Source organism: Nonomuraea sp. NPDC049141 (genome assembly GCF_040648415.1).
Lineage (GTDB): Bacteria > Actinomycetota > Actinomycetes > Streptosporangiales > Streptosporangiaceae > Nonomuraea.
The window spans coordinates 339629-365644 of the sequence record NZ_JBEZDR010000003.1 but is presented as its reverse complement, the minus strand read 5'-3'; the positions used below and the strand labels follow the sequence as shown (position 1 = coordinate 365644).

At 69.1% G+C, this 26016-nt stretch carries 24 protein-coding genes; 7 read left to right on the top strand and 17 right to left on the bottom strand.

Translation table 11 applies throughout. The features are described 5' to 3' along the window. Positions 1–19 precede the first annotated feature (19 nt). The 4 genes from cobM to AB0B91_RS10320 form a co-directional block, all read right to left on the bottom strand. Positions 20–763 carry a precorrin-4 C(11)-methyltransferase gene (gene cobM, locus AB0B91_RS10335; RefSeq protein ID WP_358317982.1) on the bottom strand — a complete coding sequence of 248 codons (744 nt, stop codon included), beginning with the start codon at positions 761–763 and terminating at the stop codon, positions 20–22. Beyond that, positions 760–1968, bottom strand: a complete 1209-nt coding sequence (cbiE, locus tag AB0B91_RS10330; protein WP_358317981.1) for a precorrin-6y C5,15-methyltransferase (decarboxylating) subunit CbiE — start codon at positions 1966–1968, stop codon at positions 760–762. The genes cobM and cbiE overlap by 4 nt, the downstream gene beginning before the upstream one ends. Then, entirely contained in the window at positions 1965–2360 is a 396-nt protein-coding gene (locus AB0B91_RS10325; protein WP_358317980.1) for a pyridoxamine 5'-phosphate oxidase family protein, read from the bottom strand. The genes cbiE and AB0B91_RS10325 overlap by 4 nt, the downstream gene beginning before the upstream one ends. A 63-nt stretch (positions 2361–2423) precedes the next feature. Continuing rightward, a complete protein-coding gene (locus AB0B91_RS10320) occupies positions 2424–3653 on the bottom strand; it encodes a transposase (RefSeq protein WP_358317979.1) in 1230 nt (409 codons plus the stop codon). 137 nt (positions 3654–3790) lie between these two features. Here AB0B91_RS10320 and cobF point away from each other — a divergent pair, with 137 nt between their 5' ends. Beyond that, complete coding sequence (gene cobF / locus AB0B91_RS10315; protein WP_358317978.1) at positions 3791–4534, top strand: precorrin-6A synthase (deacetylating); 744 nt, start codon at positions 3791–3793, stop codon at positions 4532–4534. 10 nt (positions 4535–4544) lie between these two features. Here cobF and AB0B91_RS10310 read toward each other — a convergent pair whose 3' ends face one another. From AB0B91_RS10310 to AB0B91_RS10295, 4 genes are read right to left on the bottom strand one after another with little or no spacing between them, the layout of a single operon-like run. Then, positions 4545–6461 (bottom strand): hypothetical protein, encoded by a 1917-nt coding sequence (locus AB0B91_RS10310; RefSeq protein WP_358317977.1) that lies wholly within the window; start codon positions 6459–6461, stop codon positions 4545–4547. A 14-nt stretch (positions 6462–6475) separates the two neighbouring features. Next, positions 6476–7366 (bottom strand): carbohydrate ABC transporter permease, encoded by an 891-nt coding sequence (locus AB0B91_RS10305; RefSeq protein WP_358317976.1) that lies wholly within the window; start codon positions 7364–7366, stop codon positions 6476–6478. Then, positions 7356–8255, bottom strand: coding sequence for a sugar ABC transporter permease (locus AB0B91_RS10300; protein WP_358317975.1), 900 nt, complete (start codon positions 8253–8255; stop codon positions 7356–7358). The genes AB0B91_RS10305 and AB0B91_RS10300 overlap by 11 nt, the downstream gene beginning before the upstream one ends. Then, positions 8252–9601, bottom strand: a complete 1350-nt coding sequence (locus AB0B91_RS10295) for an extracellular solute-binding protein (RefSeq protein WP_358317974.1) — start codon at positions 9599–9601, stop codon at positions 8252–8254. Before AB0B91_RS10295 ends, AB0B91_RS10300 begins: the two co-directional genes overlap by 4 nt. Before the next feature lie 140 nt (positions 9602–9741). On the opposite strand from AB0B91_RS10295, the gene AB0B91_RS10290 reads away from it, so the two are divergent. Further along, complete coding sequence (locus AB0B91_RS10290; RefSeq protein WP_358317973.1) at positions 9742–10470, top strand: FadR/GntR family transcriptional regulator; 729 nt, start codon at positions 9742–9744, stop codon at positions 10468–10470. A 55-nt stretch (positions 10471–10525) separates the two neighbouring features. Here AB0B91_RS10290 and AB0B91_RS10285 read toward each other — a convergent pair whose 3' ends face one another. The 3 genes from AB0B91_RS10285 to AB0B91_RS10275 form a co-directional block, all read right to left on the bottom strand. Next, a complete protein-coding gene (locus tag AB0B91_RS10285; RefSeq protein WP_358317972.1) occupies positions 10526–11968 on the bottom strand; it encodes a peptidoglycan recognition family protein in 1443 nt (480 codons plus the stop codon). A 114-nt stretch (positions 11969–12082) separates the two neighbouring features. Then, positions 12083–13357, bottom strand: coding sequence for an ABC transporter substrate-binding protein (locus tag AB0B91_RS10280; protein ID WP_358317971.1), 1275 nt, complete (start codon positions 13355–13357; stop codon positions 12083–12085). A gap of 126 nt (positions 13358–13483) precedes the next feature. Next, complete coding sequence (locus AB0B91_RS10275; RefSeq protein ID WP_358317970.1) at positions 13484–14359, bottom strand: AraC family transcriptional regulator; 876 nt, start codon at positions 14357–14359, stop codon at positions 13484–13486. A gap of 102 nt (positions 14360–14461) precedes the next feature. Between AB0B91_RS10275 and AB0B91_RS10270 the strand changes: the two genes are divergently transcribed. Both AB0B91_RS10270 and AB0B91_RS10265 read left to right on the top strand, forming a co-directional pair. Then, positions 14462–15256 (top strand): phytanoyl-CoA dioxygenase family protein, encoded by a 795-nt coding sequence (locus AB0B91_RS10270; RefSeq protein WP_358317969.1) that lies wholly within the window; start codon positions 14462–14464, stop codon positions 15254–15256. 109 nt (positions 15257–15365) lie between these two features. After that, complete coding sequence (locus AB0B91_RS10265) at positions 15366–16319, top strand: D-glycerate dehydrogenase (RefSeq protein ID WP_358317968.1); 954 nt, start codon at positions 15366–15368, stop codon at positions 16317–16319. 239 nt (positions 16320–16558) lie between these two features. Here the strand turns inward: AB0B91_RS10265 and AB0B91_RS10260 are convergent, their stop codons facing one another. The 3 genes from AB0B91_RS10260 to AB0B91_RS10250 form a co-directional block, all read right to left on the bottom strand. Continuing rightward, entirely contained in the window at positions 16559–18244 is a 1686-nt protein-coding gene (locus AB0B91_RS10260) for an ice-binding family protein (protein ID WP_358317967.1), read from the bottom strand. Positions 18245–18509: 265 nt separating this feature from the next. Further along, positions 18510–19304, bottom strand: coding sequence for an SDR family oxidoreductase (locus AB0B91_RS10255; RefSeq protein WP_358317966.1), 795 nt, complete (start codon positions 19302–19304; stop codon positions 18510–18512). Positions 19305–19620: 316 nt separating this feature from the next. Then, positions 19621–21231, bottom strand: a complete 1611-nt coding sequence (locus AB0B91_RS10250) for an ice-binding family protein (RefSeq protein ID WP_358317965.1) — start codon at positions 21229–21231, stop codon at positions 19621–19623. Between the two features lie 395 nt (positions 21232–21626). Between AB0B91_RS10250 and AB0B91_RS10245 the strand changes: the two genes are divergently transcribed. Beyond that, complete coding sequence (locus tag AB0B91_RS10245; RefSeq protein WP_358317964.1) at positions 21627–22457, top strand: L,D-transpeptidase; 831 nt, start codon at positions 21627–21629, stop codon at positions 22455–22457. Positions 22458–22478: 21 nt separating this feature from the next. Here the strand turns inward: AB0B91_RS10245 and AB0B91_RS10240 are convergent, their stop codons facing one another. Further along, a complete protein-coding gene (locus AB0B91_RS10240; protein ID WP_358317963.1) occupies positions 22479–23330 on the bottom strand; it encodes a universal stress protein in 852 nt (283 codons plus the stop codon). 154 nt (positions 23331–23484) lie between these two features. Next, on the bottom strand, positions 23485–24009 hold the full coding sequence (locus tag AB0B91_RS10235) for a hypothetical protein (RefSeq protein WP_358317962.1): 525 nt from the start codon (positions 24007–24009) through the stop codon (positions 23485–23487). Between the two features lie 204 nt (positions 24010–24213). On the opposite strand from AB0B91_RS10235, the gene AB0B91_RS10230 reads away from it, so the two are divergent. Next, entirely contained in the window at positions 24214–24462 is a 249-nt protein-coding gene (locus tag AB0B91_RS10230; RefSeq protein WP_358317961.1) for a CBS domain-containing protein, read from the top strand. 68 nt (positions 24463–24530) lie between these two features. On the opposite strand, the gene AB0B91_RS10225 is transcribed toward AB0B91_RS10230, so the two are convergent. Beyond that, entirely contained in the window at positions 24531–25187 is a 657-nt protein-coding gene (locus AB0B91_RS10225; protein WP_358317960.1) for a CBS domain-containing protein, read from the bottom strand. 163 nt (positions 25188–25350) lie between these two features. On the opposite strand from AB0B91_RS10225, the gene AB0B91_RS10220 reads away from it, so the two are divergent. Beyond that, a complete protein-coding gene (locus AB0B91_RS10220) occupies positions 25351–25998 on the top strand; it encodes a pyridoxamine 5'-phosphate oxidase family protein (RefSeq protein ID WP_358317959.1) in 648 nt (215 codons plus the stop codon). Positions 25999–26016 lie beyond the last annotated feature (18 nt).

Below are 26016 nucleotides of genomic sequence, written 5' to 3'. Positions count from 1 at the left end.
CGGCCGGCGCTGGAGGGAGTCATGTCCTCGTCCGGTCGGCGCTGTAGAGGTGGCTGTCGGGGAACTCCGACGCCGACAGCACCCGGCCCACGACGATGACCGCCGTACGCCGGATCCCGGCCGCTTTGACCTGGTCGGCGATGTCGGCCAGCGTCCCGCGCAGGATCACCTCGTCCGCCCTGCTGGCCCGCGCCACCACCGCGACCGGGCAGCCCAGCCCGTAGGACGGCTGCAACTCCGCCACCACCGCGTCGATCCGCTGTACGGCCAGGTGCAGCACCAGCGTCGCGCCACTCGCCCCGAGCGTCGCCAGGTCCTCGCCGTCGGGCATCGGCGTGGCGCGCCCCGAGACGCGCGTCAGGATGACCGTCTGGCCGACCCCGGGCACGGTCAGCTCCCTGCCGAGCGAGGCCGCGGCCGCCGCGAACGCCGGCACTCCCGGGACCACCTCGTACGGCACCCCGAGCGCGTCCAGTCGCCGCATCTGCTCGGCCACGGCGCTGAAGACGGACGGGTCGCCGGAGTGCAGCCGCGCCACGTCCAGCCCGGCCCGGTGCGCGGTCACCAGCTCTGTGACGATCTCGTCGAGCGTCAGGTTCGCGGTGTCGACCAGCCTGGCCGACGGCGGGCAGGACTCCAGGAGCTCGCGGGGCACCAGCGAACCGGCGTACAGGCACACCGGCGCGGACTCCAGCCGCCGCACCCCGCGTAACGTGATCAGGTCGGCGGCTCCGGGGCCGGCCCCGATGAAGTACACGGTCATGGCACGTCCCTCCTGGTCACCGACCAGATGGTCACCGGCATCGCGGGCCGCCATCCGGTGAAGGCCCCGACGGGCGAGGCCCGCTGTACGGCCAGGCGCACCAGATCGCCGCCGAGCCGGCCGTACCACTGCCCGACGACGGCCTCGGACTCCAGGGTGACGGCGTTCACCACGAGCCTGCCGCCGGGGCGCAGCGCCGCCCAGCAGCGCTCCAGCAGTCCCGGCACGGTGGCGCCGCCACCGACGAACACCGCGTCCGGCGCGGGCAGCCTCTCAAGCGCCGCCGGAGCCCGGCCTTCGACGACCCGCAGCGCGGGCACCCCGAGGGCGTCGGCGTTGCGCCGGATCGCGGCGGCCCGGTCGGCCCGGCTCTCGATCGCCACTGCCGCGCATGACGGGTGGCCGCGCAGCCACTCGACGGCGATACTGCCCGCCCCCGCTCCCACGTCCCACAGCAGCTCCCCGGGCAGCGGCGCGAGCCGCGACAGGCTGACCGCGCGGACCTCGCGCTTGGTGAGCTGGCCGTCGTGCTCGTACGCCGTGTCGGGCAGCCCGGGGACCAGCGCGAGCGGTTCGGCGTCCGGCCCCGCCACGCACTCGACGGCGATCACGTGCAGGCCGGACCGGGCGGCGGCCGTCCAGCTCTCGGCCGTTCCCGCCTGCGCGCTCTCCGCCGCCGAGCCCAGGTCCGACAGCACGGTCATCGGGCTCGGGCCGTACCCCCGCTCCACGAGCAGCCCGGCCACCCGCGCCGGGGCGTCGAGACCGGAGCCCAGCACGACGACCCGCTGCCCGGGCAGCACGGCGGCGTTCAGCGTCGCCAGGGAGCGGCCCACCAGGCTGACCACCGTCACCTGCTCGACCGGCCAGCCGAGCCGGGCGCACGCCAGTGACAGCGACGACAGATGCGGGAGCACCCGCACGCGGGCCGTGCCGAGCAGGCGCACCAGCGTGGAGCCGACGCCGTAGAACATGGGGTCGCCGCTGGCCAGCACGCACACCTCCCGGTCCGCGTGGCCGTCCATCAGCGCGGGCAGCGCGGGGAGCATCGGCGACGGCCACGCGACCCGTTCGGCCGCTGAGGCAGGGATGAGGTCGAGCTGTCTGGGACCGCCCATGAGCACCTCGGCCGCCTCCAGCGCCCGCCGCGCATCGGGGGCCAGCCCGGCCCAGCCGTCCGCGCCGACACCCACCACGGTGATCACACGTTGCCCAGCACGCGCACCACCCGGATCTCCACGACGACCCGGGACGGGTTCGGCCGGGGCGGCTTGTAGCGGGCGGCGTAACGGCGCTCGGCGTCCGCGACCTGCTCCGGCTCGGTGCGCAGCACGGCCCGGCCCTCCAGCGTCGACCAATGGCGGCCGTCGACCTGGCAGAGCGCCACCCGCGCGCCGTCCGGCACGCACTCCGCGATGAGCCGGGCCTTGTACGAGGTCCCGGAGGTGATCACCCGGGCGGTGCCGGTGGCAAGGTCCAGCGTCGCGCCGACGGGCACCACGTGCGGCGTGCCGTCGGGACGGACGGTGGCGAGCGTGCACAGGTGCCGCTCCTGCCAGAACTCGGCGAACGGTTCGCCCTGCTCGACCAGGTTCACGAGGCTCCTTGGGTGATATGCGATGGCCAGCCTATATCCGCCGTTCTGGCACACTCTTACGGATCAACTACCTCCGGCTGAAGCCGGTGGTTTGCTCTCACGGTCCCGTCTGGCTGAAGGGAGGCCGGTAGCGTGTGGCTGGTTGATGACAGCCCAGCCCGTAATGCCGCGTGTGGCGATGTTGCGGGCCGCGATGTGGTCGGCGTGCCCAGCGAGGCCACACCGGGTGCAGACGAACCAGCCCCGCGCCGGCCGATTCGCCCTGGCCACCCACCCGCACTCCGGACAGCCCTGCGAGGTATACGCAGGGTCGACCAGCAGGAAGTCGACTCCGGCGCGGGCGGCCTTGTAGCGGGTGAACGCGATCTGCTGGGCGAACGCCCAGCCGTGCAGGGTGCGCCGCTGGAACCGATGAGCCCTGACCCGCCCGCGGATACCCCGAAGATCCTCCAAGGCGACACCACGACCGGTGCGTTCGGCTTCACGCACCACAAACTTGCTGATTTGATGGTTGAGGTCGGTCATCATCCGATGCTCACGCCCCGACAGGCGGCGCAACACCCGCCGCGCCGCAGAAGTGCCCTTCTTCTGCAACCGGCGGCGTTGGCGGTGCCGCCGGTCCCGCAGCGTACGCACGTGGCCATTACCGCCGATCGGGCCGGGGAGGGCCGGGCCGGGCAGCACCACCCGGTCGGAGGTGACCGCCAGGTTCGCCACCCCTTGATCCACCCCAAGAAAGCCGCCGACCGGCTTGCGTACCACCGGTTGGGGCAGGGTGAGGGCGACCTGCAGCAGCCACACCCCGCGCCGGCAGACCAGGTCGGCCTCCCCCCTCGGCAACGTATCCACGGCCTTGAGATCTTCCGGCCGGCCGCTGTAAGGGACGATGACGCGGCTGGTTGGGGTCCACAGCGACACGGTGCGGGCGTCACGGTTGAAGCTGAGCAGCCGGGCGTTGTAGGGGACGGCGCCGTGCGGTCGGAAGATATGAGCCCGTTTCTTGGTGGAGCGCCGGTTGGCGTACGCGCCGGTGACCCGGGCGATCGCCCGCACCGCCGCCTGCGCGCCGAGCCCGGCCACCCGCGCCCGCACCTCGTAATAGGCCAGCCGATGCAACTCCACTACCGCAAAGACGCGATGCTGCCAGGCCAGCCGGGACACGACGGTGGCCGCCTCATTGCACAAAAGCACCGCTGCCGCCAGCGCCTCAGCCTGGACCGGCGTCGGCGTGAGCCGCAGCTGCACGACCGTGGGCAAGCCGTGCCGTTTGGCGGCGGAGCGACTGATCGCCATCACGCACCTCCTGTCACAGCATCCTCACCCACCGCACACATTACCGAACGTGACCGAGTCTTTCCATACTGTTTTCGAAAGGAGAGGTGGTGCTTCCTCCCAGCCCTGAAGGACCGGGTCTCCGCGCCGCCATTCAGATGAAGCGGCTAATCATCATCGGCATCGGGGCCGGCGACCCCGACCACCTCACGCTTCAGGCGGTCAAGGCCATCGCCGCCGCCGACGTCTTCTTCATCGTGGACAAGGGCGAGGTCAAGCACGACCTCGTCCAGCTCCGGCAGGATCTGATCCAGGAGCACGGCCGCGCCCCGTACCGGATCGCCGAGGCCCGCGACCCCGAGCGCGACCGGACTACCCCCGCCTACGCCGCCGCCGTCGAGGACTGGCGCGCGCGCCGCGCGCTGGCGTGCGAGACCCTCATCCGCGACGAGCTGGCCGACGGCGAGACCGGGGCGTTCCTCGTGTGGGGGGATCCCGGTGTGTACGACAGCACGCTGGCCATCGTCGAGCAGATCCTGGAGCGCGGGCACGTCGTCTTCGACTATGAGGTGATCCCCGGCATCAGCAGCGTCGCCGCGCTGACCGCACGCCACCGCACCAGCCTCACCCAGGTCGCGCGGCCCGTGCATCTCACCACCGGCCGCCGCCTGGCCCAGGAGGGCGCCACCGCCGACGACGTGGTCGTCATGCTGGACGCCCACTGCTCCTTCGCCGGCCTCGACGACTTCACCATCTACTGGGGCGCCTACCTGGGCACGCCCGACGAGATCCTGGTGTCCGGGCCGGTGGCCGAGGTCGGCGACCGCATCCGCGCCCTGCGCGCCGAGGCGCGGGAGCGCAAGGGCTGGATCATGGACACTTACCTGCTGCGGCGCACGTGAGCGAAGCCGCTCACTCCCACGGCTGCCGGTACGACGGCTGGTAGGCCCGCAGCCGCAGCCGCAGGGTCAGCGTGACGGTCGTGCCCGCCGGTAGCTCCACCGTGAGGTGCGGTCCGTTCACCGCGAGTTCGGTGCTCGACGGGACCGGCTCGTGGTGGATGTACTCGGTGTCCCGGCCGGTCCAGCCGGGCTCGGCGCCGGTCGCGGTGGCGGTGACGATCTCGTGCTCGCCGAACGCGCCGGCCTGGACGACGATCACGCGGTCGTCGGTGGCCGAGAGGTTGACCAGCGTGAGCACGGTCGCCTCCGGCTCGATGGCGCTGACCAGGGCGGCGACCTGGTCCGGCACGCCGGGACGGCGGCGTGTCGCGTCGAAGTAGCGGACCCTCGCCTGCTGGAGGCCGCCGTTGTAGATGACCTGCGGGCCGCCCCACATGAGCTGGGCCAACGCCTCGGTCACGACCGGGTTGACGTTCTGCCACAGGTGGATCGCCTCCTCCGGCAGGTCCCGGTCGGCGTTGGCGAGCAGCAGGGCGATGCGGCGGCGGGCCTGGGCGTGCGCGGCGGCGAGGATCTGCTGGGGGTAGTCCGGATTGTCGCCGCACAGGTAGGCGTACCAGGGCTCCTCGTGCCCGGCCTCCTCCTTGTCGCGGAACGGCCGTACCGTCGCCCAGTCATAACCGGTCGCGGCGCGCAGCGCGTCCAGGCGGGCTCGGTCCTCGGCCGCGCCGGTGTGGTGCCACAGGGCGAACGGGACCGAGGTCTGGACCGGGTTGTAGTCGAACCAGCCCTTGTCGCTGTGCCGGTACGGCACGAGAAGGGTGGGAGTGTCCACGTCAGAGCCGAGATGGGCGCGCCAGCGGCCCTGGTTGGCCGAGTCGCTCTGGCTGAACGGCAGCTTGACGCCGAGGCCGATGACGGCGTCCAGCAGGGAGCGGACCAGGTCCAGGTAGCCGTCGTCCCGCGTGGCCAGCGCGGCGCTGAGCGCGCCGACGGCGGTCGCCTGGCCGACGCTGTACATGCCGTGCGGCCAGGTCCAGCCGTAGTGCCCGCCGTACCAGCGCCCGTCCAACTGGCTGCCGACCACACCGTCCAGGCCGACGTTGTCCGGGATGACGCCGCCGTTGTCCTGGGCCCGGCGCTGCCAGGCTCCGACGTACTCGCGCAGCCAGGCGGCGTACCGCTCGTCGCCGGAGACCAGGAAGGCGTTGCAGACCAGGCCGGCCACGCTCAGGTTGCCGGCCGCGTCGCCCCGGCCCAGGCGCTCGCGCATCTCCGCGCCCAGTCGCGGATCGTCGGCGAGTGCCGGAACGGGCGCGTCTGCCAGGACCAGCCAGTCCAGCGGATAGCCGTACTGCGCGGCCTCCGCCTCGGTCCAGGGATAGGCGGGGGTGTCGGACACCCCTTCCCGGGCTCCCCCGCTGCCGTTGTGCGGGGCCTTGATGATGCGGTGCGCCGGGTCGTAGTTGGCCGGGCCGAGATAGAGATCGGCGAACCGGGTCGCCCGGTCCGCCCAGGCCGCCGGGTCGGCGGCGGTGAGGAAGTAGGTGAAGAGCAGGCTCTCCCCCTGATGGAACCAGTCGTAGCCGATCTCGAACTCGTCGGCGAACATGCCGAGCTCGGTCATCTGGGCGACCACGCCGTGCCAGTGGTGGGCGCACGCCGGCAGCAGGTCGTCCGCGCCGCCCAGCAGGTAGAGCTGGGGCCAGTTGAAGAACGGTTCGAAGAAGTCGTCCGCGCCGTCACGGGTGGACAGCCGGCCGGTGTAGCGCAGCGAACCGTCAGGCCGGGTGTACCGGTCGGCGAACAGCCGCCACCCACTGTCCAGCAGGTCCAGCAGCGCGCGCTGGGACAGCGCCCACGCCGGCGGGTCGATGACGGGGACGCTCGCCGTGACAACCGGCGGGCGCCGGGCGGAGCTGGTCATACGATGTGTACTCCTCATCCCTTGGTCGCGCCGGCGGTCAACCCGGCGACCAGGAAGCGCTGTGAGAACAGGAACACGAGCAACACCGGGGCGATGGAGACCAGGGTGGCCAGCACCAGTTCGGGCGGCTGCACCTCGGCGTTGGCCCCGACGACGGGATTGAAGGTGGGGGTCGCGGCCAGCATCTGCGTCAGGCCGACCTGCATGGGGTAGTTGCCGCTGTTCGGCAGCATCACGTACGGCAGGAAGAAGTTGTTCCAGTTGTTGACGAAGCTGAAGAAGGCGACCAGCGCGACCACCGGCTTGGCCAGCGGGAGCGCCACCCGGAAGAAGGTCGCGGACTCGCTGCAACCGTCCAGCCGGGCCGCGTCCAGCAGCTCGCCGGGGACGCTGGTGGAGAAGTAGATGTAGGTCAGGTACACGCCGAACGGGAAGAACGACATCGGCAGCACGACCGAGGCCGTCTTGTTGACCAGCCCGAGATAGCTGAGCTCCAGGAAGATCGGCAGCACCAGGGCGGTCGCCGGCATCAGCATCACGACCAGGGTGACGATGAGCAGCAGGCGCCGGCCCGTGAAGCGCATGAGCGCCATCGCGTACCCGGCCGGGATGCCGACCAGCAGGGTCAGCGCCACCGAGAGCGCGGAGTAGACGACGGAGTTCGTCATCCAGGTCAGCACCGCCCCGTCCTGGAAGGACATGAGGTGCTGCCAGTTCGTGACGAGCGAGCCGATCGAGCCCGGGGACAGCGGGTTGCCGTGGATCAGGTCGGCCGGGCTCTTGGTCGAGGCGAGCAGCAGCCACACCATGGGCAGGACGAAGAACAGCGCGAAGGCCAGCAGCAGGACGGTGACGAGTCCCCGGCCCACCACACGGGCGACGCCCGCGGTCGGATCAGTCCGCATCGAACAGACCTCCCTTCGCGACGAACAGGCCGGCGCAGCACAGCGCCACGATGAGCAGGTCCATCGCGATCGCCGCCGAGCCGTTGAAGTCGTTCTGGTCGAAGGCGTACAGGTAGGCGAGCTGGTTGAGCGAGTAGTCGGTGCCGACCACGCCGAAGCTGGCCTGCGAGACGAGCTGCGGCTCGACGAAGAGCTGGGTGCCCGCGGCGAGGGACAGGATCAGCATGTAGACGATCCACTTGCGCAGCATCGGCAACTGCACCCGCCACGCCGTCTTCACCGGCCCGGCGCCGTCCACCTTGGCCGCCTCGATCACCGTGTTCGGGATGCTGTTCAACGCGCCGTACATGACCACGATCCAGCCGCCCGCGCCGGTCCAGAAGGCGATGACGGTGAAGATCCACGGCAGGTGCCCTGGCGCGATCACCTGCACGAGCGTGCTCCCCCACAGCGAGCGGACGAGACCGTCCACCGGGCTCACGGACGGGTCCAGCATGAACAGCCACAGCAGCACGCTCGACGCGCCGGCCAGCGCGCCCGGCACGTAGTAGACGAACCGCAGCGCGGCCCGGGACCAGCGCGAGGTGAGCCGGTGCACCACGAGCGCGAGCACCAGGACCAGCACGGTCAGGGTGACCAGCCATAACACCAGGTAGGTCGCCACATGCCCGACCGCGGACAGGAACCGGTAGTCCTGGGCGGTACGGACGAAGTTGGCGATGCCGGCGAAGCGCCCGTCTCCGTCGGTGAAGGCGAGGTAGAGCGCGTACACCGTGGGCGCGACCCCGAACGCGATCAGGAGCACCACGTACCCGGAGACGAAGACGTGCCCGGCGGCCGGCCGCCAGGGACCGGAGCGGCCCCTGGCGTGGGTGGCGACGACGCTCACTTGGTGACCTGGTATCCGGACACCTGAGCCTGCTGCTCGATCGCCGTCTGCCAGTCCGGGAGCAGGGACTCGATCGTCTTGCCCGCGGTCTGGCCGGGGATGACGGTCTTGGCCCACACCGCCTCCGCGCTGAACTCGGGCGAGCCCCAGCCGGACCAGACCTGACCGGCCGCGGCGGTGATCGGCGCGGCGATGTCACCGGCGTAGTAGCCGCTGTCCTGCTGCTTCTTGATCCACTTCGTCGCCGCGGCGGAGAAGGCGGGGTAGCCCGGCGAGAGGGCGACCTGGTACTCGTCGGCGGTGGCGACCCAGCTGATGAAGTCCTTGGCCGCCTGCAGATGCGCGGTGTGCCGTGACAGCCACCAGGTGCCGCCGCCGACGTTGCCGGTCACCGGCGGGTTCTGGTCCGCCCAGTGCAGCGCGGGGCCGACCGCGAGCTCGCCCTTCGGGGTCTTGAGCGTCCCCTGGAACACCGCCCCGCCGTACCAGGCCGGGCCGGGCAGCATGAGCACCTTGTCGCCCTGGTTCTTGGCGAAGTCGGGGCCGAACAGCGGCAGCATGGACATCGTCTTGTTCGCGACCAGCTTGTCCAGCATCCGCGCGGTCCGTACGCACTTGGCGTCGGTCACCTTGACGGTGATCGCCTTGGCGCCGGTGACCTGATTCGCCGGGCACTCGCCGCCCCACATGTAGATCTCCGGCGCCCACGCGTCACCGGCCGTGCCGACGATGTATCCCGGGTGCTCGGCGGCCACCTTCTCGCCCAGCGCCTGGTAGTCCTCCCAGGTGGCGGGCAGCGTGTAGCCGAACTTGTCGAGCAGCTTCTTGTTGTACCAGAGCACCACCTGGGCCAGGTCGTTGCGCAGGCAGTAGACGGTGCCGTCGACGGAGCACACGTCGAGCGCGCCCTTGGCGAAGCCGCCGAGCGTGGCCTCGTCGAGCAGACCCTTGTTGAGCGGGGCGACGAAGGCGTCGTCCCCCTGCGAGGCCCAGGAGGCGGTGTTGTTGTCGGTGGTGAACACGACATCGGGCCAGCCCTCGCCGGCTCGATTGAACAGTTGCACCTTGGTCTTGAGGGTGTTGGAGCCGTTCGCGTTGCCGTCGTAGGTGACGATGTCCAGCGGTACGCCGGCGTGCGCGGCCTGGTAGGCCTTCGCGGCGTCGAGCCGGGTGGAGTCCACCCAGACCACGAGCTTGCCGTCCTTCTTCTGCTCGGCGGTGGTGAACCCGTACGGGGAGCCGGTGCCGGTCGGCTTCGACGAACCCGCGGGGTTCGGGGGACCGCAGGCCGCGACGGCGAGAAGAACCGCGGCTGCGGTCACCACCGACAGGCTTCGTCGTCTCATTGGGGCCTCCGTTAACGCCATGTTTCGAGATATGACATCATACCTATGACGTCTTCACAATGGTCTATACTCAGAAGCTGTCGCAACCAGCGGAGGGCATGTTGACTCAGCACGCGGAAGGTCCCTGGACGGACGACCCGGTGCGACCACACCCACCCGCGAAACGGCCACGCCGCGTCCGGGCTCCCAAGCTGGGCACCACCGTGGTCGAGCAGCTGGTCGACGACATAGTCCGCGGTGCGCTGAGACCCGGTTCGACGCTGCCGCCCGAGGCCGAGCTGTGCGAGGAGTTCGGCGTCAGCCGCACGGTGATCCGCGAGTCCGTCAAGGTGATCCAGGAGAAGGGCCTCGTCCGGATCGAGCACGGCCGCGGCACCCAGGTCACCGACCCGCGGCAGTGGAACCTCCTCGACGACGTCGTGCTCACCTCAGTGATCGCGCACGACGAGAACGTCACCTTCCTCGACGAACTGGTCACGGTACGCACCGCGCTGGAGGCCGAGATGGCCGCCGCCGCGGCCCTGGCCCACACCCCCGACGACGATCAGCACATCGCCGAGGCGCTGGGCGTCATGCGGTCCAACCTGGCCTCCGCCCCCGATTTCGGCGCCGCGGACGTCCGCTTCCACGACGCGATCATGGCGGCCTCCCGTAACCGGCTCGGGCGGGCCGTCGTCAACAGCATCCATGACAAGGCCCGCACCAGCATGCGCTACCACGGCGAGTACAACGAGGTGGTCATGCGCCAGACGCTGGACGAGCACCAGGCGATCAGCGACGCGATCTCGGCCGGCGATCCGGAGGCCGCGGCGGCGGCGATGCGCACGCACATCCTCGACTCCTGGAACCGCCGGCGTCCCGCACAGTGAAACAGCGATGGCCCCGAAGCGAGTCGCGCTTCGGGGCCATCGCTGTTGGCTGCGGCTACCCGCAGTGTTCGAGTGGGCTGTCGTAGGTGGAGGTACCGGCCTTACCGCCCCACCTGACGCACTTGTCGGCCGCGCTGGCCCGCACCGGGCCCGCGTAGTAGCTGAAGTTGCCGCTGTCGGTGATGCGGGTCTGGCCCTCGACCTCCAGGTAGGCGCTGGTGGCCGTGGCCGTGCCGAGGTTGGTCTGCTTGATCGTGGCCACGCAGTTGACACCGGTGCTCGTGTTGTAGGTCAGGTAGACCGTGCCCGCCGTCCCCAGAGCCGCCGAGTCGATCACCGTGAAGCCGCTGCCGCACACCGACTCGGGAGTGTTGGGGTTGGTGCCCCCGCCGGTGCCTGTGACGTACTGCATGTACTTGGTCCAGTTCCAGTTCGGACCGGGGTCGGTGTGGTCGGCGCCGGGGACCTCGCTGTGGCCGAGGATGTGGGTACGGTCCTTGGGGATGCCGTAACGGTCGGCGATGTTGCGGACCAGCGCGGCCGAGGAGCGGTACATCGTGTCGGTGAACCACGAGGCCTGGTCGACCCATCCCTCGTGCTCGATGCCGACCGATCGCCTGTTGTAGTCGCCCGCGTGGAAGGCCCGGTCCTTCTCCCTGACCGTCTGCGTGATGGCGCCGTCCGACGAACGCACCACGTAGTGCGCCGAGGTGGGTTTCGGCCTGGGCCCGGTCTGGAACCAGTCGATCGTCCCGGCGTACGTGCCCTGGGCCACGTGGATGACGATGCGGTCGATCGCGTCGCTGGTCGGACGGTTGGAGACGGCGTAGTTGGTGCTGTGCGCCGGTGCCCACGCCGCCGACGGGTAGTCCACCGACGCCGCGAGCGTGTTGGTCTTGCCCAGCTCCTGCGCCTTGGCGTAGTCGCCACGGTCGGGCTGGACGGTCCGCGGCGTCGCCGTGAGGGTCTCGCCGGCCGGCGTGGTCGCGCGAATTCCTTGGGACAGCTGGTCGTAGACGGTGTCGGCGTACAACCGGGCGACGTCCGCCGAGGAGGCGTGGCCGTACTTGGCCACCGCCTGGTACCACTTGCCGGCGTCCTTGCGGGCCGCGCCGTCCAGGCCGAGCTCGTCGGCGTAGGCCCGCAGCACGGCGGCGCCGCCCGTGATGTTGGCCGCGTCGTCCGCCTTCAGGGCCGAGACGGGCTGCTTCGTCAGCGTGGCCGCCCGCTCGAGCGTGTGCGTGACGGGGTTGCTGACCAGGTGCATCACCCCGTAACCGCCGCTCGCGCTGGGCTGGCCGCGGTGCCCGTCCAGGTGGGTTTCGGCGTAGGCGAGCGAGACCAGCAGGTCGCGAGGCACGTCGTACGTGCTGGCCGCGCGCGCGAACGCGTCGGTCATGGGATCGGCGGACACGGCTCCGGCCGGTTGCCCGGTGAGCATCGAGAGGGGGATGAGCGCGCCGACGAGCAGCGCGGCTGAGCGGCGGAGTCGGACCAACGGAATCTCCTCGGGGGGCAGCGAAAGGAGTGGAGGCCGCGTGCGGCATCCGCTGTTGATCAAGCGTGCGACTTCGGCGTACAGAATTCGTACAAGGACCGGCCGGTCGCGATCTCAGCTGCTCGGCTTGTGCGTGCTCCAGTACTCGTCGGCGGCGCGCTGGATGTCCTCAAGGACCTTCTGGTAGCCGTCCGGCTTGACGACGAAGGCACTGAAACCGTCCAGCGCGGCGGTGAGCACGGGCGGCGGGGTGGCCTCGAAGTAGCGGTTGACCAGGCGGTACTGTCCGCTGCCCGCCGCCTTGCTGACCTCCGCGATGGCCGCGTCGCTGATGGTGACCTTGGGGTTGGCCGAGACGTCTCCCCTCGTGGTGGCCCACTTCTCCTGCGCGGCCGGGGTCACCCACCACTTGAGGTACTTCGTACTGGCCGCTGGATCGGGCGCCTTGGCCAGCGAGCACAGCGGGCCGCTCTCGAAGATCATCGAGGTCTTGGGCAGCGTGGGGGTGACGTTCGGGATCGTGAAGAAGCCGTAGTCGGTGCCGGCCTTCATCTCACGCTGCGTCATGCTCGTGTTGAACCACGTGCCGAACGACACCATCGCGGTCTTGCCGGTCTTGAGGACGTCACCCGGGTCGGTCTTGTCGCCGGGGTTGTTGAAGTAGCCGGCGTCGATCATCGACTTCCACCGCTTCATCACCTCGACCACGCCCGGATCGGTGTACTTCGCCTGGCCGGTGGAGAGGCGGTCGTACAGGTCGGGGTCGGTGCCGGCGAGGAGCTGCTCGAACCAGACGAAGGAGAACAGCACCGAGGTGTGGTAGAACGCGGGCACGCCGTTCTTCTTCAACGTGTCGGCGATCTTGATCAGCTCGTCCCACGTGGTGGGGGGCTTGAGGCCGTACTTGTCGAAGACCTTCTTGTTGTAGAACATCCCCCAGTAGGCGGCGTTCAGCGGCACGCAGTACTGCTTCCCGCCCACTGTGTAGTACTTCGCCAGGTCCGCCGAGAGGTCGCCGTTCTTGATGGCCTCCTGCCAGAGCGCGGTCGTCTCCGCGAGCTGCTTCTGGGCGACGACCTCGGCCAGGCTGCCGCCCGTCGTCCAGGTGAACAGGTCGGGCTTCACGTTGGTGCGGAAGGACGCCTTGATGAACGCCTGGTACGTCGGCTCGTCGGTATAGCCGACCGGCTTCATCGACAGGCCGATCTGCTGCTTGGACAGGGCGCCCATCTCGTCGAAGTACTTGCTCCAGGCGCCTTTGTCGTTGTACAGCTTCAGCTCGGTCTTGGCGGCCCCCTTCGGCGTGTCGCCGGAGGAGCAGCCCGTGAGGGCGAGAGGGGTGACGGTGGCGCAGATGGCGGCCATACGCAGAAGACGCGACCGGATCATGCCCGGCCTCCTGTTCGATCTTGGGGGGTGACTTACCTGAACGTCTGTGGGGAGCGCATGATCGCGTCCGCTGGGGTGGAGCGAACCGCCGCACTGTGCGTCCTTCGCCCAAGTGAAGTCATCTAATCACTTGATGTGTGGGGTGTCCAGGGTCGCCGCGGGAACCACCGCACGCCGGGTGGCCTCCCGATAGTCGCGGGGCGCCATGCCGTACTTGTCGTGGAAGAGCCGGCCGAAGTACGACTGGCCGGAGAAACCGCAGCGCTGGGCGATCGGGCCGATGCCCTCCGTCGTCGTGGTCAGCAGCAGGGCGGCGTGCTCCAGCCTGCGCCGGGCGACGAAGGCGATCGGGGTGCAGCCGTAGTGCGTACGCATGGAGCGGGCCAGATGCCCCGGACTGACCGCGGCCATCGCCAGCAGCCGGGGCAGCCCCTCGCGCAGGTTCTCCTCGCGGCTCATCGCGACGCAGGCCGCCACCAGCCAGCCCGGCCGCTGGTCCACGGCCGTGCCATCGGCCCGTTCCAGGAGCGGGACCACCGCCGTCCACAGTCCGACCAGGTCGAGCACGCGGGGCACGCCGGAATAGGCGGCCAGCACACGGACGAACTCCGCCGCGATCGGCCCCTCCGGATCCGTGCCCGCCATCAGGGGAAGGTCGCGCCGATCCCAGTCCGCCGTGCCCGCCAGCCCGGCGAGATCGGCGAAGGCGCGCCAGCGCCCACTGGGGAAGGCGATGTTGATGAAGCGCATCCCGTCGGCCGCCTCCCCTGCGAACTCGTGCCGGTCATGCGGCCGGACCAGCACCACATCACCCGCCCGCAGCTTCTGCTCCGTCTCGCCGACGCGCTGCACGCCGGCCCCGGCGGTCACGAAGACGAACTCGTGGAAATCGGCGTGACTGTGCGGCTCGGGCCGGTCGCGACGGCCGCCGCTCACCGGCACCAGCGCCGCGTGGTACGGCAGTCCGTACGCGAAATCCACCCAGCGCAGCACAGTCGCCATGTCAGGAAATTAATAGTTATAGAGCGGCGAGTGCTAGTAAGTCGTGGCACACAGGCCGAAGAATCCAGATCGATGTCCGTTTTGTTGTCACAGGAGCACATCGTGATCAAGGAAGTCGGCCAGACCCTTCAGGACTACGACCGCGACGGCTACACCATCTTCCGGAACGTCCTCGACCCCGGACTGATCGCCGAGGCGAGCGACCACGTCGCCTGGCTCCAGGCCAAGCACCCCGACCTCAACGGCGAGGACCTGGGCACCGAGCTGGTCGCCGGCGACCCGTTCTGGGTGCGGCTGGTCGGCGACGATCGGCTGCTGGACATCGCCGAGCTCTTTCTCGGCCCGGATCTCGCGCTGTTCGCCTCGCACTACATCAGCAAGCCGCCCTTTTCCGGCAAGGCGGTCCTGTGGCACCAGGACGGCGCCTACTGGCCGCTGGAGCCGATGCGGGTGATCACGCTCTGGCTGGCCGTCGACGAGTCCACCCCGGAGAACGGCTGCATGCGGGTGATCCCCGGTTCACACCGGGAAGCCCTGCACGAGTTGCGGCAGCGCGACGACATCGAGAACGTGCTCGGCTCGGAGAGCGCGGTGACCGTGGACGAGTCCAAGGCCGTGGACCTGGTGCTGTCGCCCGGCGATGTGGAGGTGCACCACCCGAACATCCTGCACAGCTCCAACGCCAACACCTCCCCCAAGCGCCGCTGTGGGCTGACCATCCGCTACATCCCGACCTCGACCCGGATCACCAGCGACGAGCAGCCGTTCGTCTCCGCGCTGCTGCTCCGCGGCCGCCCCGGCGCGAACGTCTACCAGCCGTTCCCGCAGTACGTCGAAGACGAGCACATGCCCTTCTCCGGCGCGGGCGTTTCACGCGTGGGCTCATTGGGAGGATAAGGAGCGATATGCAGGCCCCGGTGCGGTTGGCCGGGGCCTGCAAGATACTACTTGACCAGAAGGATTCACCGGTGGCACCGAAGGTGCCGCGCGACTTGGAGGTTCACTGATGGCGCCGATCGTGGCGGTCACCCGACCGACCCTGCCGGGCACCGGCCTCGAACGGCTCGGCCAGTTCGCCGAGGTACGCCGCTGGACCGAGGACGTGAACCCGACGCCTGACCAACTACGCGACCTCCTCACCGGCGCGGACGCGCTGCTGTGCCAGAACTCCGACCGCGTCGACGCGGCGGTGCTCGAAGCGGGCGAGCGGCTGCGCGTACTGGCGCTGCCGAGCGCCGGCTACGACGGCACCGACGTCGCCACCGCGCGGTCCCGCGGCATCATCGTCACCAACACCCCGGGCGTCCTGCACGAGACCACCGCCGACCTCGCCTTCGCCCTCATCCTGATGGCACGGCGGGGCCTGCTCGCCGCGGCGGACAGGCTCAGAACCGGCAGATGGACCGAGAGCCGGCTGGACGCCTACCTCGGTCTCGACGTGACGGGAGCGAGCCTGGGCCTCATCGGTTACGGCGAGATCGGGCAGGCCGTGGCCCGCCGGGCGGTCGGGTTCGGCATGACCGTCCAGCACACCTTGTCCCGCAAACCCGACGACGCGCTCTCCCGGGCGGTGTCCCTGGACAAGCTCCTGAGCACCAGCGATGTGGTGTCGCTACACGTACCGCTCACCGAGCAGACCCGCCACCTGATCGGCGCGGCCGAACTCGCGTCGATGAAACCCACCGCCACCCTCGTCAACACCGCCCGCGGCGGCGTCCTCGACGAATCGGCCCTCCTCGCCGCCCTGCGGGCCGGCCGCCTCCACTCGGCGGGCCTGGACGTGTTCGACCGCGAACCACGCAACGGCGTCGGCGACCCTCTGCTGGAACACGAACGGGTGGTGGCGCTCCCGCACGTAGGCTCGGCCACGGAGGCCACCCGAGCCCGCATGATCGACCTCGCCGTGGACAACATCATCGCCGTCCTGAACGACAAGCCACCCCTCACCCCGGTTCCCTGACCGAGAGCCGCTGGTCGCTCCTGGTTCGCGCTGATCCCCGCTTCGTCGGTACGGCCTGATCGGCAGGCCGGAGGTCGTCGCCATCGGTACGGGCGTAACGACAGATCGGCGCCGGTGTGCTCAGGCACACCGGCGCCGATCTTGACACTCGCGGAGGCGACCAGCCGCCCTGCCGCGCCTTACAGCGGGCTGAGTTCAGCAGGCCTGGTCATCCCGCGCATCGCACTGAAACGGAATCGTCAGCCGGCCACAGGCAGATCCGTGTCGACCGGGACCGGGACGGGCGCCGGTTCGAACCTGCAGTGGTGACGGTGGCCGCAGTGGTGATGATGGTGGTGATGATGGTGACCAGGGTCCAGTTCGATCCTGGTCGCCGACGACGCGGGTGTCAGAGTCACCGTCGGCGTCGGCGTCGGTGTGCGGGTCACCATCGGCGTCGGTGTCGGTGTGCGGGTCACCGTCGACGTCGGCCTCGGTGTGTGGGTCACCGTTGGCCTGACAGTCGGCGCCAGCGCCGGACCCACCACGGGCGGCGACGGGCGAGCCACCTTCGGGGTCACCACCGGCGTCACCTTCGGCGTGACCACCGGCGTCATCTTCGGGATGACCAGGGGCGTCGCCATGGGAGCCGCCTTCGGGGTCGCCTTGGGCGTCGCCATCGGGGTCGCCTTGGGCGTCACCTTCGGGGTCACTTTGGGCGTCGCCATCGGCGTCAGCGTGCGGATCACCGGCGGCGTACCAGCCGGTGCGACCGCCAGCCCCCCATCGGGACACGCCGGCGGGGCCACCGATGGACACGCCTTCGAGGAAGCAGCCGTGGAAGCGGTCGGAGTGACCGTCGGCCCCACCGTCGGCTTGCCCGCCATCACCGCCGTCGAACTCCCAGTCGGCGTCACCATCGGACACCCCGCCGGAACCGCCTCGGGACACGCCGGAGACGACACCACCGGACACCCCGACGAAGCCACCATCGAACACGCCGGAGACGGTGCCATCGGGCATCCCGCCGGAACCGCCTCGGGACACGCCGGAGACGGTGCCATCGGGCATCCCGCCGGAACCGCCTCGGGACACGCCGGAGACGGTGCCATGGGACACCCCGACGAAACCGCCATCGGGCACGCCGGAGACGGCACCACCGGACATCCCGACGAAACCGCCCTCGGACACGCCGACGATGGCGCCATCGGTGTCACCGTGGGTGCGGGAGCGCAGCCGTGTTTGATGATCGCGGTCGGGCTCACCTGCTCGTTACAAGCCAGCACCCGGCCATCGACCGTCGTCCCGCTTGTCACCGAGATCGATGAGAGCGCAAGGACGGTGCCCATGAAGGTGGAGTTCGCGCCCAGCGTCACCGAGCTGCCCACCTGCCAGAACACGTTACAGGCCTGAGCACCGCCGGTAAGGATGACCTCGCTGGCTGAGGCGGTCACGAACGTGGAGGCGATCTGGAAGATGAAGACGGCGTCGGGATCGCCCTCGGCGTCGAGAGTGACCGTGCCGTTCAGTTCGAGCGAGGACGTGGACTTGTAGATGCCCGGGACCAGCGTCCTGTCATCGAGGTCGCCTGAGACGCGCTTTACCGGGGTTCGACGGGCTTTCTTGTAGGCGGCGGCCAGGTCGGCCTGTGCTTTGAGTGCCACGGCGTCGGCCGCGTGCCGCGCCCCGACCAGCCGGCCCGGCGCGAGTCCGGTCACCGCGCTGCCCGGACTCACGCCCAGATCACCGGCGATGATGCTTGAACCGGTGTTCGTGACCGTGGCCCCGGCCAGGACCGCGAATTTCCCGGCGGTTGCGAGACCCGCCTGCGATTCGGCGGCCTTCGCACTGGATTGCAATGCGGCTAGCAAAGCCCCGGCGAGGATGAGTACGAAAGCCCCCGCGAGCAGAGAGACCCGTCGCGAACGACCACAGACTACTTCCATTTAGCGAATCTTTCCTATAGGAGGGCACGCCGGATACAGCCGACTGCCACAAGTGCAGTGGCCAAACCGTCCGAGCCATGGGAACCTCAACCAGCCGAAGATCCCTGCCTCGCAATTCGGCATGCTATCCATAGAGATCAACGATCTCAGAGTCCCGACCGGCAAAAGAAAAGCAAAGCTTCTATCAGTTTTCAGCCAAAGTCACAAGCCACCCGATAAACAGACTTTTTCCAAAGAGACCCCGAAAGCGGAACGACGGCCCGCGCTAAGGAAGGATCGCGTCGACGTAGCCGCCGTCGACGCGAATCGCGCCACCAGTGGTGGCCGAGGCGTACGGCGAGCTGAGGTAGACGACCATGTTGGCGATCTCCTCGGGCTCGATGAGGCGCTGAAGCAGCGACTGCGGACGGTGCCGCCGCATGAACTCGCGCTGCGCCTGCGGCCAGGGCAGATCCCGGTCGACGAGCGAGTACACGAAATCCTCGACCCCACCGGTGTGGGTCGGACCGGCGATGACGGAATTGACCGTGACGCCGCTGCCGGCCGCCTCCTTCGCGAACCCCCGCGCCACCGCCAGCAGGGCCGTCTTCGACATGCCGTAATGCATCATCTCGACCGGCGTGACGATCGCGGAGTCGCTGGCGACGTACTGCACGCGCCCCCACGAACGCGCCTTCATCCCAGGCAGGTAAGCGCGGGTGAGACGGACGGCGGCCAGCACGTTCACCTCGAAGTAGCGCCGCCACTCCGCATCGGTGATCTCCAGCGGGGGCCGGGATTCGTAGATGCCCAGATTGTTGATGAGGATGTCCACATCGGGAATGATTTCGGCCGCGTACGCAGCGCCGTCTTCGGTGGCGACATCGGCGGCCAGCGGGATCACGTCCGCCTCCGGCACCTCGCTCCGGATCCGGTTGGCGGCCTCCTCGACAGTGGCGGACGTACGACCGTTGACAGCGACACGAGCACCTGCCCGGGCCAGACCGCCCGCGATGGCCGCCCCGATGCCCTGCGTGGATCCCGTGACCAGCGCAGTCTTTCCAGTGAGATCGATGATCATACGACTCTCCTTCCCTCCGCCCAAGGGAGCACCCATGCCAGCCAGGCTCACCCGAATGGCAACGCGCCGACGGGGATCATCGCGCGCCGGGTGGCGCTGACTCCTCGCTTCATCTGTACGGCGCCCGGCCGACCAGCCGGAGATCCTCGCTCCCGCTGCGACCATCGAAGCGAGCCCGGCGCGGCGACAGATCATCGCCGACGCGCTCGGCACCCCAGCGGCGACCTCGACGCTCAGGGAGGTGGCCAGCTGCGGCGTACAGCGGGATGCCCTCAGCAGGCAGGGCCATCCCGCGCATCGCCCTGAAACAGAGTCGTCAGCCGGTCAGACGCAGATCCGTGTTCACCGGGACCGGAACAGGAGCCGGTTCAAGCCCACAGTGGTGGCCAGGGTGACCGCAGTGGTGATGGTGATGGTGGTGGTGGTGAGGATGACGGCCGCCGAGATGAGGCCTGGTCGTCACCTTGAATGCCGGGGTCACAGTCGGCGTCACCGTCGGGGTCACCGTCGGGGTCACCGTCGGGGTCACCGTGGGTCTAACGGTCGGCGTGACCGTGGGCGTCACCGTCGGGGTCACCGTGGGTGTACCGGTTGGCGTAACGGTCGGGCACGCCGTAGGAGTCACGGTCGGGGTCACCGTCGGAGCGACAGTTGGCGTAACCGTGGGCGTCACAGTCGGCGTCACAGTCGGCGTCACAGTCGGCGTCACAGTCGGCGTCACAGTCGGCGTCACAGTCGGGGTCACCGTGGGTCTAACGGTCGGCGTGACCGTGGGCGTCACCGTCGGAGCGACAGTCGGCGTCACCGTCGGCGTCACCGTCGGCGTCACCGTCGGCGTCACCGTCGGCGTCACCGTCGGCGTCACCGTGGGTCTAACGGTCGGCGTGACCGTGGGCGTCACCGTCGGCGTCACCGTCGGCGTCACCGTCGGCGTCACCGTCGGAGCGACGGTCGGCGTGACCGTGGGCGTCACCGTCGGAGCGACGGTCGGCGTGACCGTGGGCGTCACCGTCGGCGTCACCGTCGGCGTCACCGTCGGAGCGACGGTCGGCGTGACCGTGGGCGTCACCGTCGGCGTCACCGTCGGAGCGACGGTCGGCGTGACCGTGGGCGTCACCGTCGGCGTCACCGTCGGCGTGACCGTCGGCGTGACCGTCGGGGTCACGGTCGGCGTCGCTGTGGGCGTGGGAGCACAATCGTTGTTACCGATCGTGTTGGTATCCAAGCTCACCTGCCCATTACGAGCCAACACCCGGCCGTCCACCGTCGTACCAGTTGTCACCGAGATCGACGCCAAAGCCAGAATGGTGCCCACGAAGGTGGAGTTCGTGCCCAGCGTGGCCGAGCTACCCACCTGCCAGAAGACGTTACATGCCTGAGCGCCCCCGATAAGGGCGACCCTGCTGGCCGAGCCGGTGATGAGCGTAGAGCCGATCTGGAAGATGAAGACGGCGTCGGGATCGCCCTGGGCGTCGAGGGTGACCGTGCCGGTCAGCCCGAGCGAGGACCTGGACTTGTAGATGCCGGGCGCGAGGGTCCGGCCAACGAGGTCACCCGAGACAATGGTGGCCGGGGTCCGGCCGGCGGCGTCGTTGTAAGCCGTGGTCAAGTCGGACTTCGCCTGAATCGCCACGGCGTCGGCTACGTGCTGCGCCCCGATCACCAGGCCGGGCGGGAACCCTGTCACCGCGCTGCCCGGACTCACGCCCAGATCACCGGTGATCACGCTCGGACCGGTGTTGGTGACCGTAGCCCCGGCCAAGACCGCGAAGTTCCCGGCGGTTCCGAGACCTACCTGCGGTTCAGCGGCCGTCGCGCTGGATTGCAATCCGGCCAGCAGCGCCCCGGCGACGATGAGTACGAAAGCCCCCGCCAGCAGAGAGACCCATCGCGATCTGAAGGAAGAGCGACCACAGATTACTTCCATTTAGCGAATCTTTCCTATAGGAGAGCACGCCGGATAACAGCCGACCATCACAAGTGCAGAAAGGCGAGACCGCCAGGCCCACGGGAGTCACCAACCAGCCGAATATCCGCACCTCGCAATTCGGCATGCTATCCGGAGAGATCGACAATCACTGACAGTCGACCAGGAAAAGGAAAACAAAGCCTCTATCACTTATTAGCTAAGACCCAAGTAGTCAAATAAACAGACTTGTCCTAGTCTGCGGATACCTGACCCCCAGGAAGCTCCAGGAGCGCAATGACTTCATGAACGAAAGTCGCCAGTGCCATACGTAGACTGCTCTTGCGAGCCACGGATCACGGCTCAACCGCAAGACATGTCAAACGGAAAACATTGGTCTCCTATTGGAGGTTTCCTTGCCCGATCGATTTAGCGCCAACAAGCCGATCGCCTGGAGTACGGCCCTGGCCGCCACGATGACCTTGGCCACGGCCTGCGGAACAACCACGCCACTCCCACCGCAAGCACCACCGGCCGCCACGCCTCGCCAACAGGTCCTCCCGGCGCCGGTGTCGGCCGAACAACTGACGCAATTGCCGCATGCCACGACCTACGCGAAATTGCGCGGGGCACCGAAAGATGCCACGCCCTTCAAGCCGGGAAATGGGCGTGTGACGCACCCCGAACAGCCACAGGTGGTTTACGCCCACCCCGGCGGACCGCCGGTGGCGATATTGCCGACCAAGGCGCTGGGCGGCCCGATGTGGGTGCCCGTGGTGGAAAAGCAAGCAGGGTGGGTACGCGTTCTGCTGCCGAGCCGGCCGAACCGGTCGACAGGCTGGATCTATGAAGCAGGCGGCGGATTGCGGAATGCCTACAGCGCCTACGACGTGCGCATCGACTTGTCCGCTCACCGGCTCACGGTGTTCCAGTCCGCTCGCGAGCTGGGACGGTGGAAGGTCGCCGTAGGCGCCCCGTCAACGCCCACGCCATTGGGCCGGACGTTCTTGCTCGCCTCACTGATTCCCAAGCATGCGACGTACAGCCCACGCATGCTGCCACTGGGCACGCACTCGAGAGTTCTCCGCACCTTCAGCGGCGGACCCGGCACGATCGCCGTGCACGGCTGGCCGGACAGATCCGTGTTCGGCCGAGAGATCAGTCACGGCTGCGTGCGCGTCCCAGCCCCCGCCCTGCGCATCCTGTCCCGTATCCCGCTGGGCAGCTCCGTCATCATCAAACGATGAAAAGCTGCAAACATCTGCAATTCATGAATGCCGCATTCCGCTCCGGACCACGGCCAGGGGGCACGGGGAGTGGTGCAGCATGGCCTGGCTGACCGAGCCCATGACCAGCCCGGCGAAGGCGCCGTACCCGTGCGACCCGACCACGAGCAGGTCGGCACCCTCGGCGCCCTGACGCAGCACCTCGACGGGGTGGCCACGCACGGCCTCCTCGATCACGTCGACCTCTGGATGCTCTTCGCGATATGCCGCCAGCACGTCGCGCAGTACGAGCCGCCCGCCCCGCTCAGCCCTGTCCGAGAGCTCCGCGGGCTCCGCGGCCTCGAACCCCCGCCAAGCATGTACGACCCGCAGGCTCGCACCACGCAGCCCCGCCTCGGCGAAGGCGAAGTCCAGCACCCGGCTGCGGGACTCCGGCGAGCCGTCCACCGCCGCCACCAGCTCGCCACGGGACTGGGCCGGCAGTTGCCGTACGACGACCACGTCGCATGGGGCATGCCCGGCCACCCCGTACGCCACGGACCCCACCAACAGCCCGCGCACTCCCCCGAGTCCGTGGCTGCCGATGACCAGCAGCTCGGCCTCGTTCGCCGCCTTGATCAGGGCGACTCGGGGATCGCCGGGCAGGAGCACCGTCGTAATGCTGATCTTCGGCTGTTCGCGGTGGGCCCGCTCCTCGGCCGCGGCCAGCACCATCGCGCCACCGTCGCGCATCCACTTGGCCACCGCCGCGTAACGGCCCGACTGGGCCTCGCAGACCCATCCCGGCATGGCGTGCGCCACGGTCAGTGGCGCTTCTCGCAGCGCGGCCTCCATGGCAGCCCATCCGGCGGCCTCGAGCCCCGCTCGAGAGCCGTCCACCCCGACGATGATCACGCTTCGCCCCCTTCACCGCCCCCTTCCCATGACATCGCCCTCCAATCAGCTGGCCTAGCGCCAAACATCCTCCCAGGTCAGGACCTTGGCCCATTGCGCGGGGCAAGCGCGACGCCCACCCTGCGGGCGAGGGTGGGCGTGGCGCGGCCGGGAGCTACCGCAGGTACGGGTTGCGCTGGATGATCGGCGACCGGCCGAGTCCGAGGGTGGTTCCGGCGTTCGCGAGCGCCAGGCCGATCAGCACGATGGAGTAGATGATGTGCTCGTCCATGAACGGGTTGTTGGCCAGGGGCAGCTCGGCCGCCCACATCAGGACCAGCATGAGAGTGCCGGTGACGGCGGCGATCCGGAGGCCGACGCCCAGGATGAGCGCGGCGCCGATGCCCAGCAGGCCGAGCATGAACAGCCAGTCCACCCACGGCTGCCCGGCCAGGCCGGAGAAGAAGCCGCCGAGCGCGTTCTCGCCGGTGCCCTTGAGGAACCCGGTCGTCGGGCTTCCGCCCGAGAGCCAGGCGTTCTTGGCGGGGGTTGCGAAGCCCCAGCCGAAGGTCTTGTCCAGGAACGCCCACAGGAAGATCCAGCCGATCGAGATCCGGGCGACCGCCCAGACGTAGTCGACCGGGCGGCGCGCCGTCTCGCTGAGTTCGGTGTTCATGACGGGGTTGGCGGCGCTGGTCATGACGGTCCCCTTTCTTTCCCTGGTTTTTCTTATGGCTTGAGCACACTCCTTTCGCGGTCTCGGAGACAGTGCCGTACGGCCCGCCGTACCGGGACCTTCGGCCCTGAAGCGACCACCCGCCCGGGACTTACGGCCCTACCGGACACCCGGCCCCGGAGCTGTGATGAAGGCACCGAAACCCCTCAGACACCCGAGGTGATCGCCATGACCATGACCGTCGCCGACGTGATGACCTCCGCCGCCCACGTCACCACGCCTGACTCCCCCATCGTGCTCGCCGCCCGGCTGATGGACCGTCACGGTGTCAAGCGGCTGCCCGTCGTGGACGCCGACGGCGGACTCGTCGGCATCGTCAGCCGCCGCGACCTGTCGTCAGCAAGCACACCGAGGCCATCGCCGCCGTCCGGATGGCCGAGGGCGTCGACGGCGTGGTGGCCGTACGTGACGAGCTGAGCTGGAAACACGACGACGTCATCGACATCCCGGTCTGGGGCGGCGCCTGACTCGACTTTCCCAGGCTCTTACAGCAGTGGCGGGGTGACGATGAGGTCCTCCGTGTCGTAGGTCAGCTCGGAGACGACGTCCACCACCCCCTCGACCTCGCGGATCCTCGCCACCAGCGCCACGGTCTGCGACTTGCGCCGCACCTTCCCGCCGATCGTCACGACGGCCTTGTCGACCTCGATCGAGAACGCCTCGCGGTCCGGGAGCAGCGCGGCTATGTCGGCGAGCACGTCGGCGGCCGGGCGGACGAAGACCCGCAGCACGTCCCTCTGGTGCAGGGTGCCGCAGATGTGCCCGGTGGCCGGGTCGACCACCGGCACCTGCCTGATGTGCTTGTCGTGCATCAACCGCGCCGCGTCACGGACGGACGTGTCGGGGGTGACGGTGATCGCCGGCGTGGTCATCAGCTCGGCCGCCTTCACGCCGGCCGCCTTCTGATGCTCCTGCCGCCGCGTGCGCGACTCGAACATCGAGACGCTGTGCCGCACCGGGTCCGTCTCCTTGAGCAGCAGGTCGTCCTCGGAGACCACGCCCACGGGCCGCCTCTCGGCGTCGATCACGGTGACCGCCCCGACCGCGTAGCGCTCCATGGCCGCGACGATGTCGAGGAACGACGAGTCTTCGAGGACGGCGATGGCCACGCGGCCCATGACGTCCTTGACCAGGATTGTCATTGTTCGTACCTCGCTTTCCCATCTCACGTTCCTCCGCGGCGGCCGGTCTCGGCAGCGCCGAAAGTCCCTAATTCGCCGGCCAAGGGACTCTAAGCCACCTTTGACCTGCTAAAAGGCCACGATCCGGGAAGGAAGAAGGACACCACAGGACTAGGAGACGATCATGGCAGCCACCGGCGACCTCGGGCGTCGCATCGCCCATCATCGCGAGCGGCTCGGTCTGACCCTCGAACAGGTCGCCGACCGCGCTGACATGTCACCCGGCTACCTCCAGTACCTGGAGGAACACCCCGGCACCCCCACCGCGGAAGCCATGTACCGGCTGGCCGGAGCTTTGGAGACCAGTGTCGAAGATCTCCTCGGCGGCGGCGTCGACCGGCCACCGGGTCGTGGCCGGGCCAGGATGGCTCCGACGCTGAAGAGCCTGGACCGCGAGGAATGCCTCAAGCTGATCGAGCCCGGCGGCATCGGCCGAGTGGCCTTCAACGGCTCCCATGGCCCGACCGTGCTGCCCGTCAACTACCAGGTGCACGAGGGCTCCATCGTCTTCCGCACCGCCTCGGGCGGCCCCATGGACCAGGACCTGCGTACCGGCCTGGAAGGCGTGGAGATCAAGGTCGGCTTCGAGGTGGACCAGATCGACGAGGCCCAGCGCGAGGGCTGGAGCGTGCTCGTCCAGGGCCCCGCCCACCACATACCTCCCGACGAACTGCCGGAGGTCACCGTCACCCCCTGGGCGGGCGGCGAACGCCACCTGTACATCCGCATCAGCCCGCAGCAGGTCACCGGCCGCCGCATCGACAACCTCTGATCCATCGAACCAGAACCC

Bases quoted from the DNA above. Each gene is read 5' to 3' on its own strand.
- AB0B91_RS10265 (WP_358317968.1), top strand. From the start codon at position 15,366: ATGGCGCCGATCGTGGCGGTCACCCGACCGACCCTGCCGGGCACCGGC.
- AB0B91_RS10305 (WP_358317976.1), bottom strand. From the start codon at position 7,366: ATGCGGACTGATCCGACCGCGGGCGTCGCCCGTGTGGTGGGCCGGGGA.
- AB0B91_RS10225 (WP_358317960.1), bottom strand. From the start codon at position 25,187: ATGACAATCCTGGTCAAGGACGTCATGGGCCGCGTGGCCATCGCCGTC.
- AB0B91_RS10255 (WP_358317966.1), bottom strand. From the start codon at position 19,304: ATGATCATCGATCTCACTGGAAAGACTGCGCTGGTCACGGGATCCACG.
- AB0B91_RS10280 (WP_358317971.1), bottom strand. From the start codon at position 13,357: ATGATCCGGTCGCGTCTTCTGCGTATGGCCGCCATCTGCGCCACCGTC.
- cobF (WP_358317978.1), top strand. From the start codon at position 3,791: ATGAAGCGGCTAATCATCATCGGCATCGGGGCCGGCGACCCCGACCAC.
- AB0B91_RS10310 (WP_358317977.1), bottom strand. From the start codon at position 6,461: ATGACCAGCTCCGCCCGGCGCCCGCCGGTTGTCACGGCGAGCGTCCCC.
- AB0B91_RS10295 (WP_358317974.1), bottom strand. From the start codon at position 9,601: ATGAGACGACGAAGCCTGTCGGTGGTGACCGCAGCCGCGGTTCTTCTC.
- AB0B91_RS10250 (WP_358317965.1), bottom strand. From the start codon at position 21,231: ATGGAAGTAATCTGTGGTCGCTCTTCCTTCAGATCGCGATGGGTCTCT.
- AB0B91_RS10320 (WP_358317979.1), bottom strand. From the start codon at position 3,653: ATGGCGATCAGTCGCTCCGCCGCCAAACGGCACGGCTTGCCCACGGTC.
- AB0B91_RS10235 (WP_358317962.1), bottom strand. From the start codon at position 24,009: ATGACCAGCGCCGCCAACCCCGTCATGAACACCGAACTCAGCGAGACG.
- AB0B91_RS10230 (WP_358317961.1), top strand. From the start codon at position 24,214: ATGACCATGACCGTCGCCGACGTGATGACCTCCGCCGCCCACGTCACC.
- AB0B91_RS10260 (WP_358317967.1), bottom strand. From the start codon at position 18,244: ATGGAAGTAGTCTGTGGTCGTTCGCGACGGGTCTCTCTGCTCGCGGGG.
- AB0B91_RS10275 (WP_358317970.1), bottom strand. From the start codon at position 14,359: ATGGCGACTGTGCTGCGCTGGGTGGATTTCGCGTACGGACTGCCGTAC.
- AB0B91_RS10220 (WP_358317959.1), top strand. From the start codon at position 25,351: ATGGCAGCCACCGGCGACCTCGGGCGTCGCATCGCCCATCATCGCGAG.
- cobM (WP_358317982.1), bottom strand. From the start codon at position 763: ATGACCGTGTACTTCATCGGGGCCGGCCCCGGAGCCGCCGACCTGATC.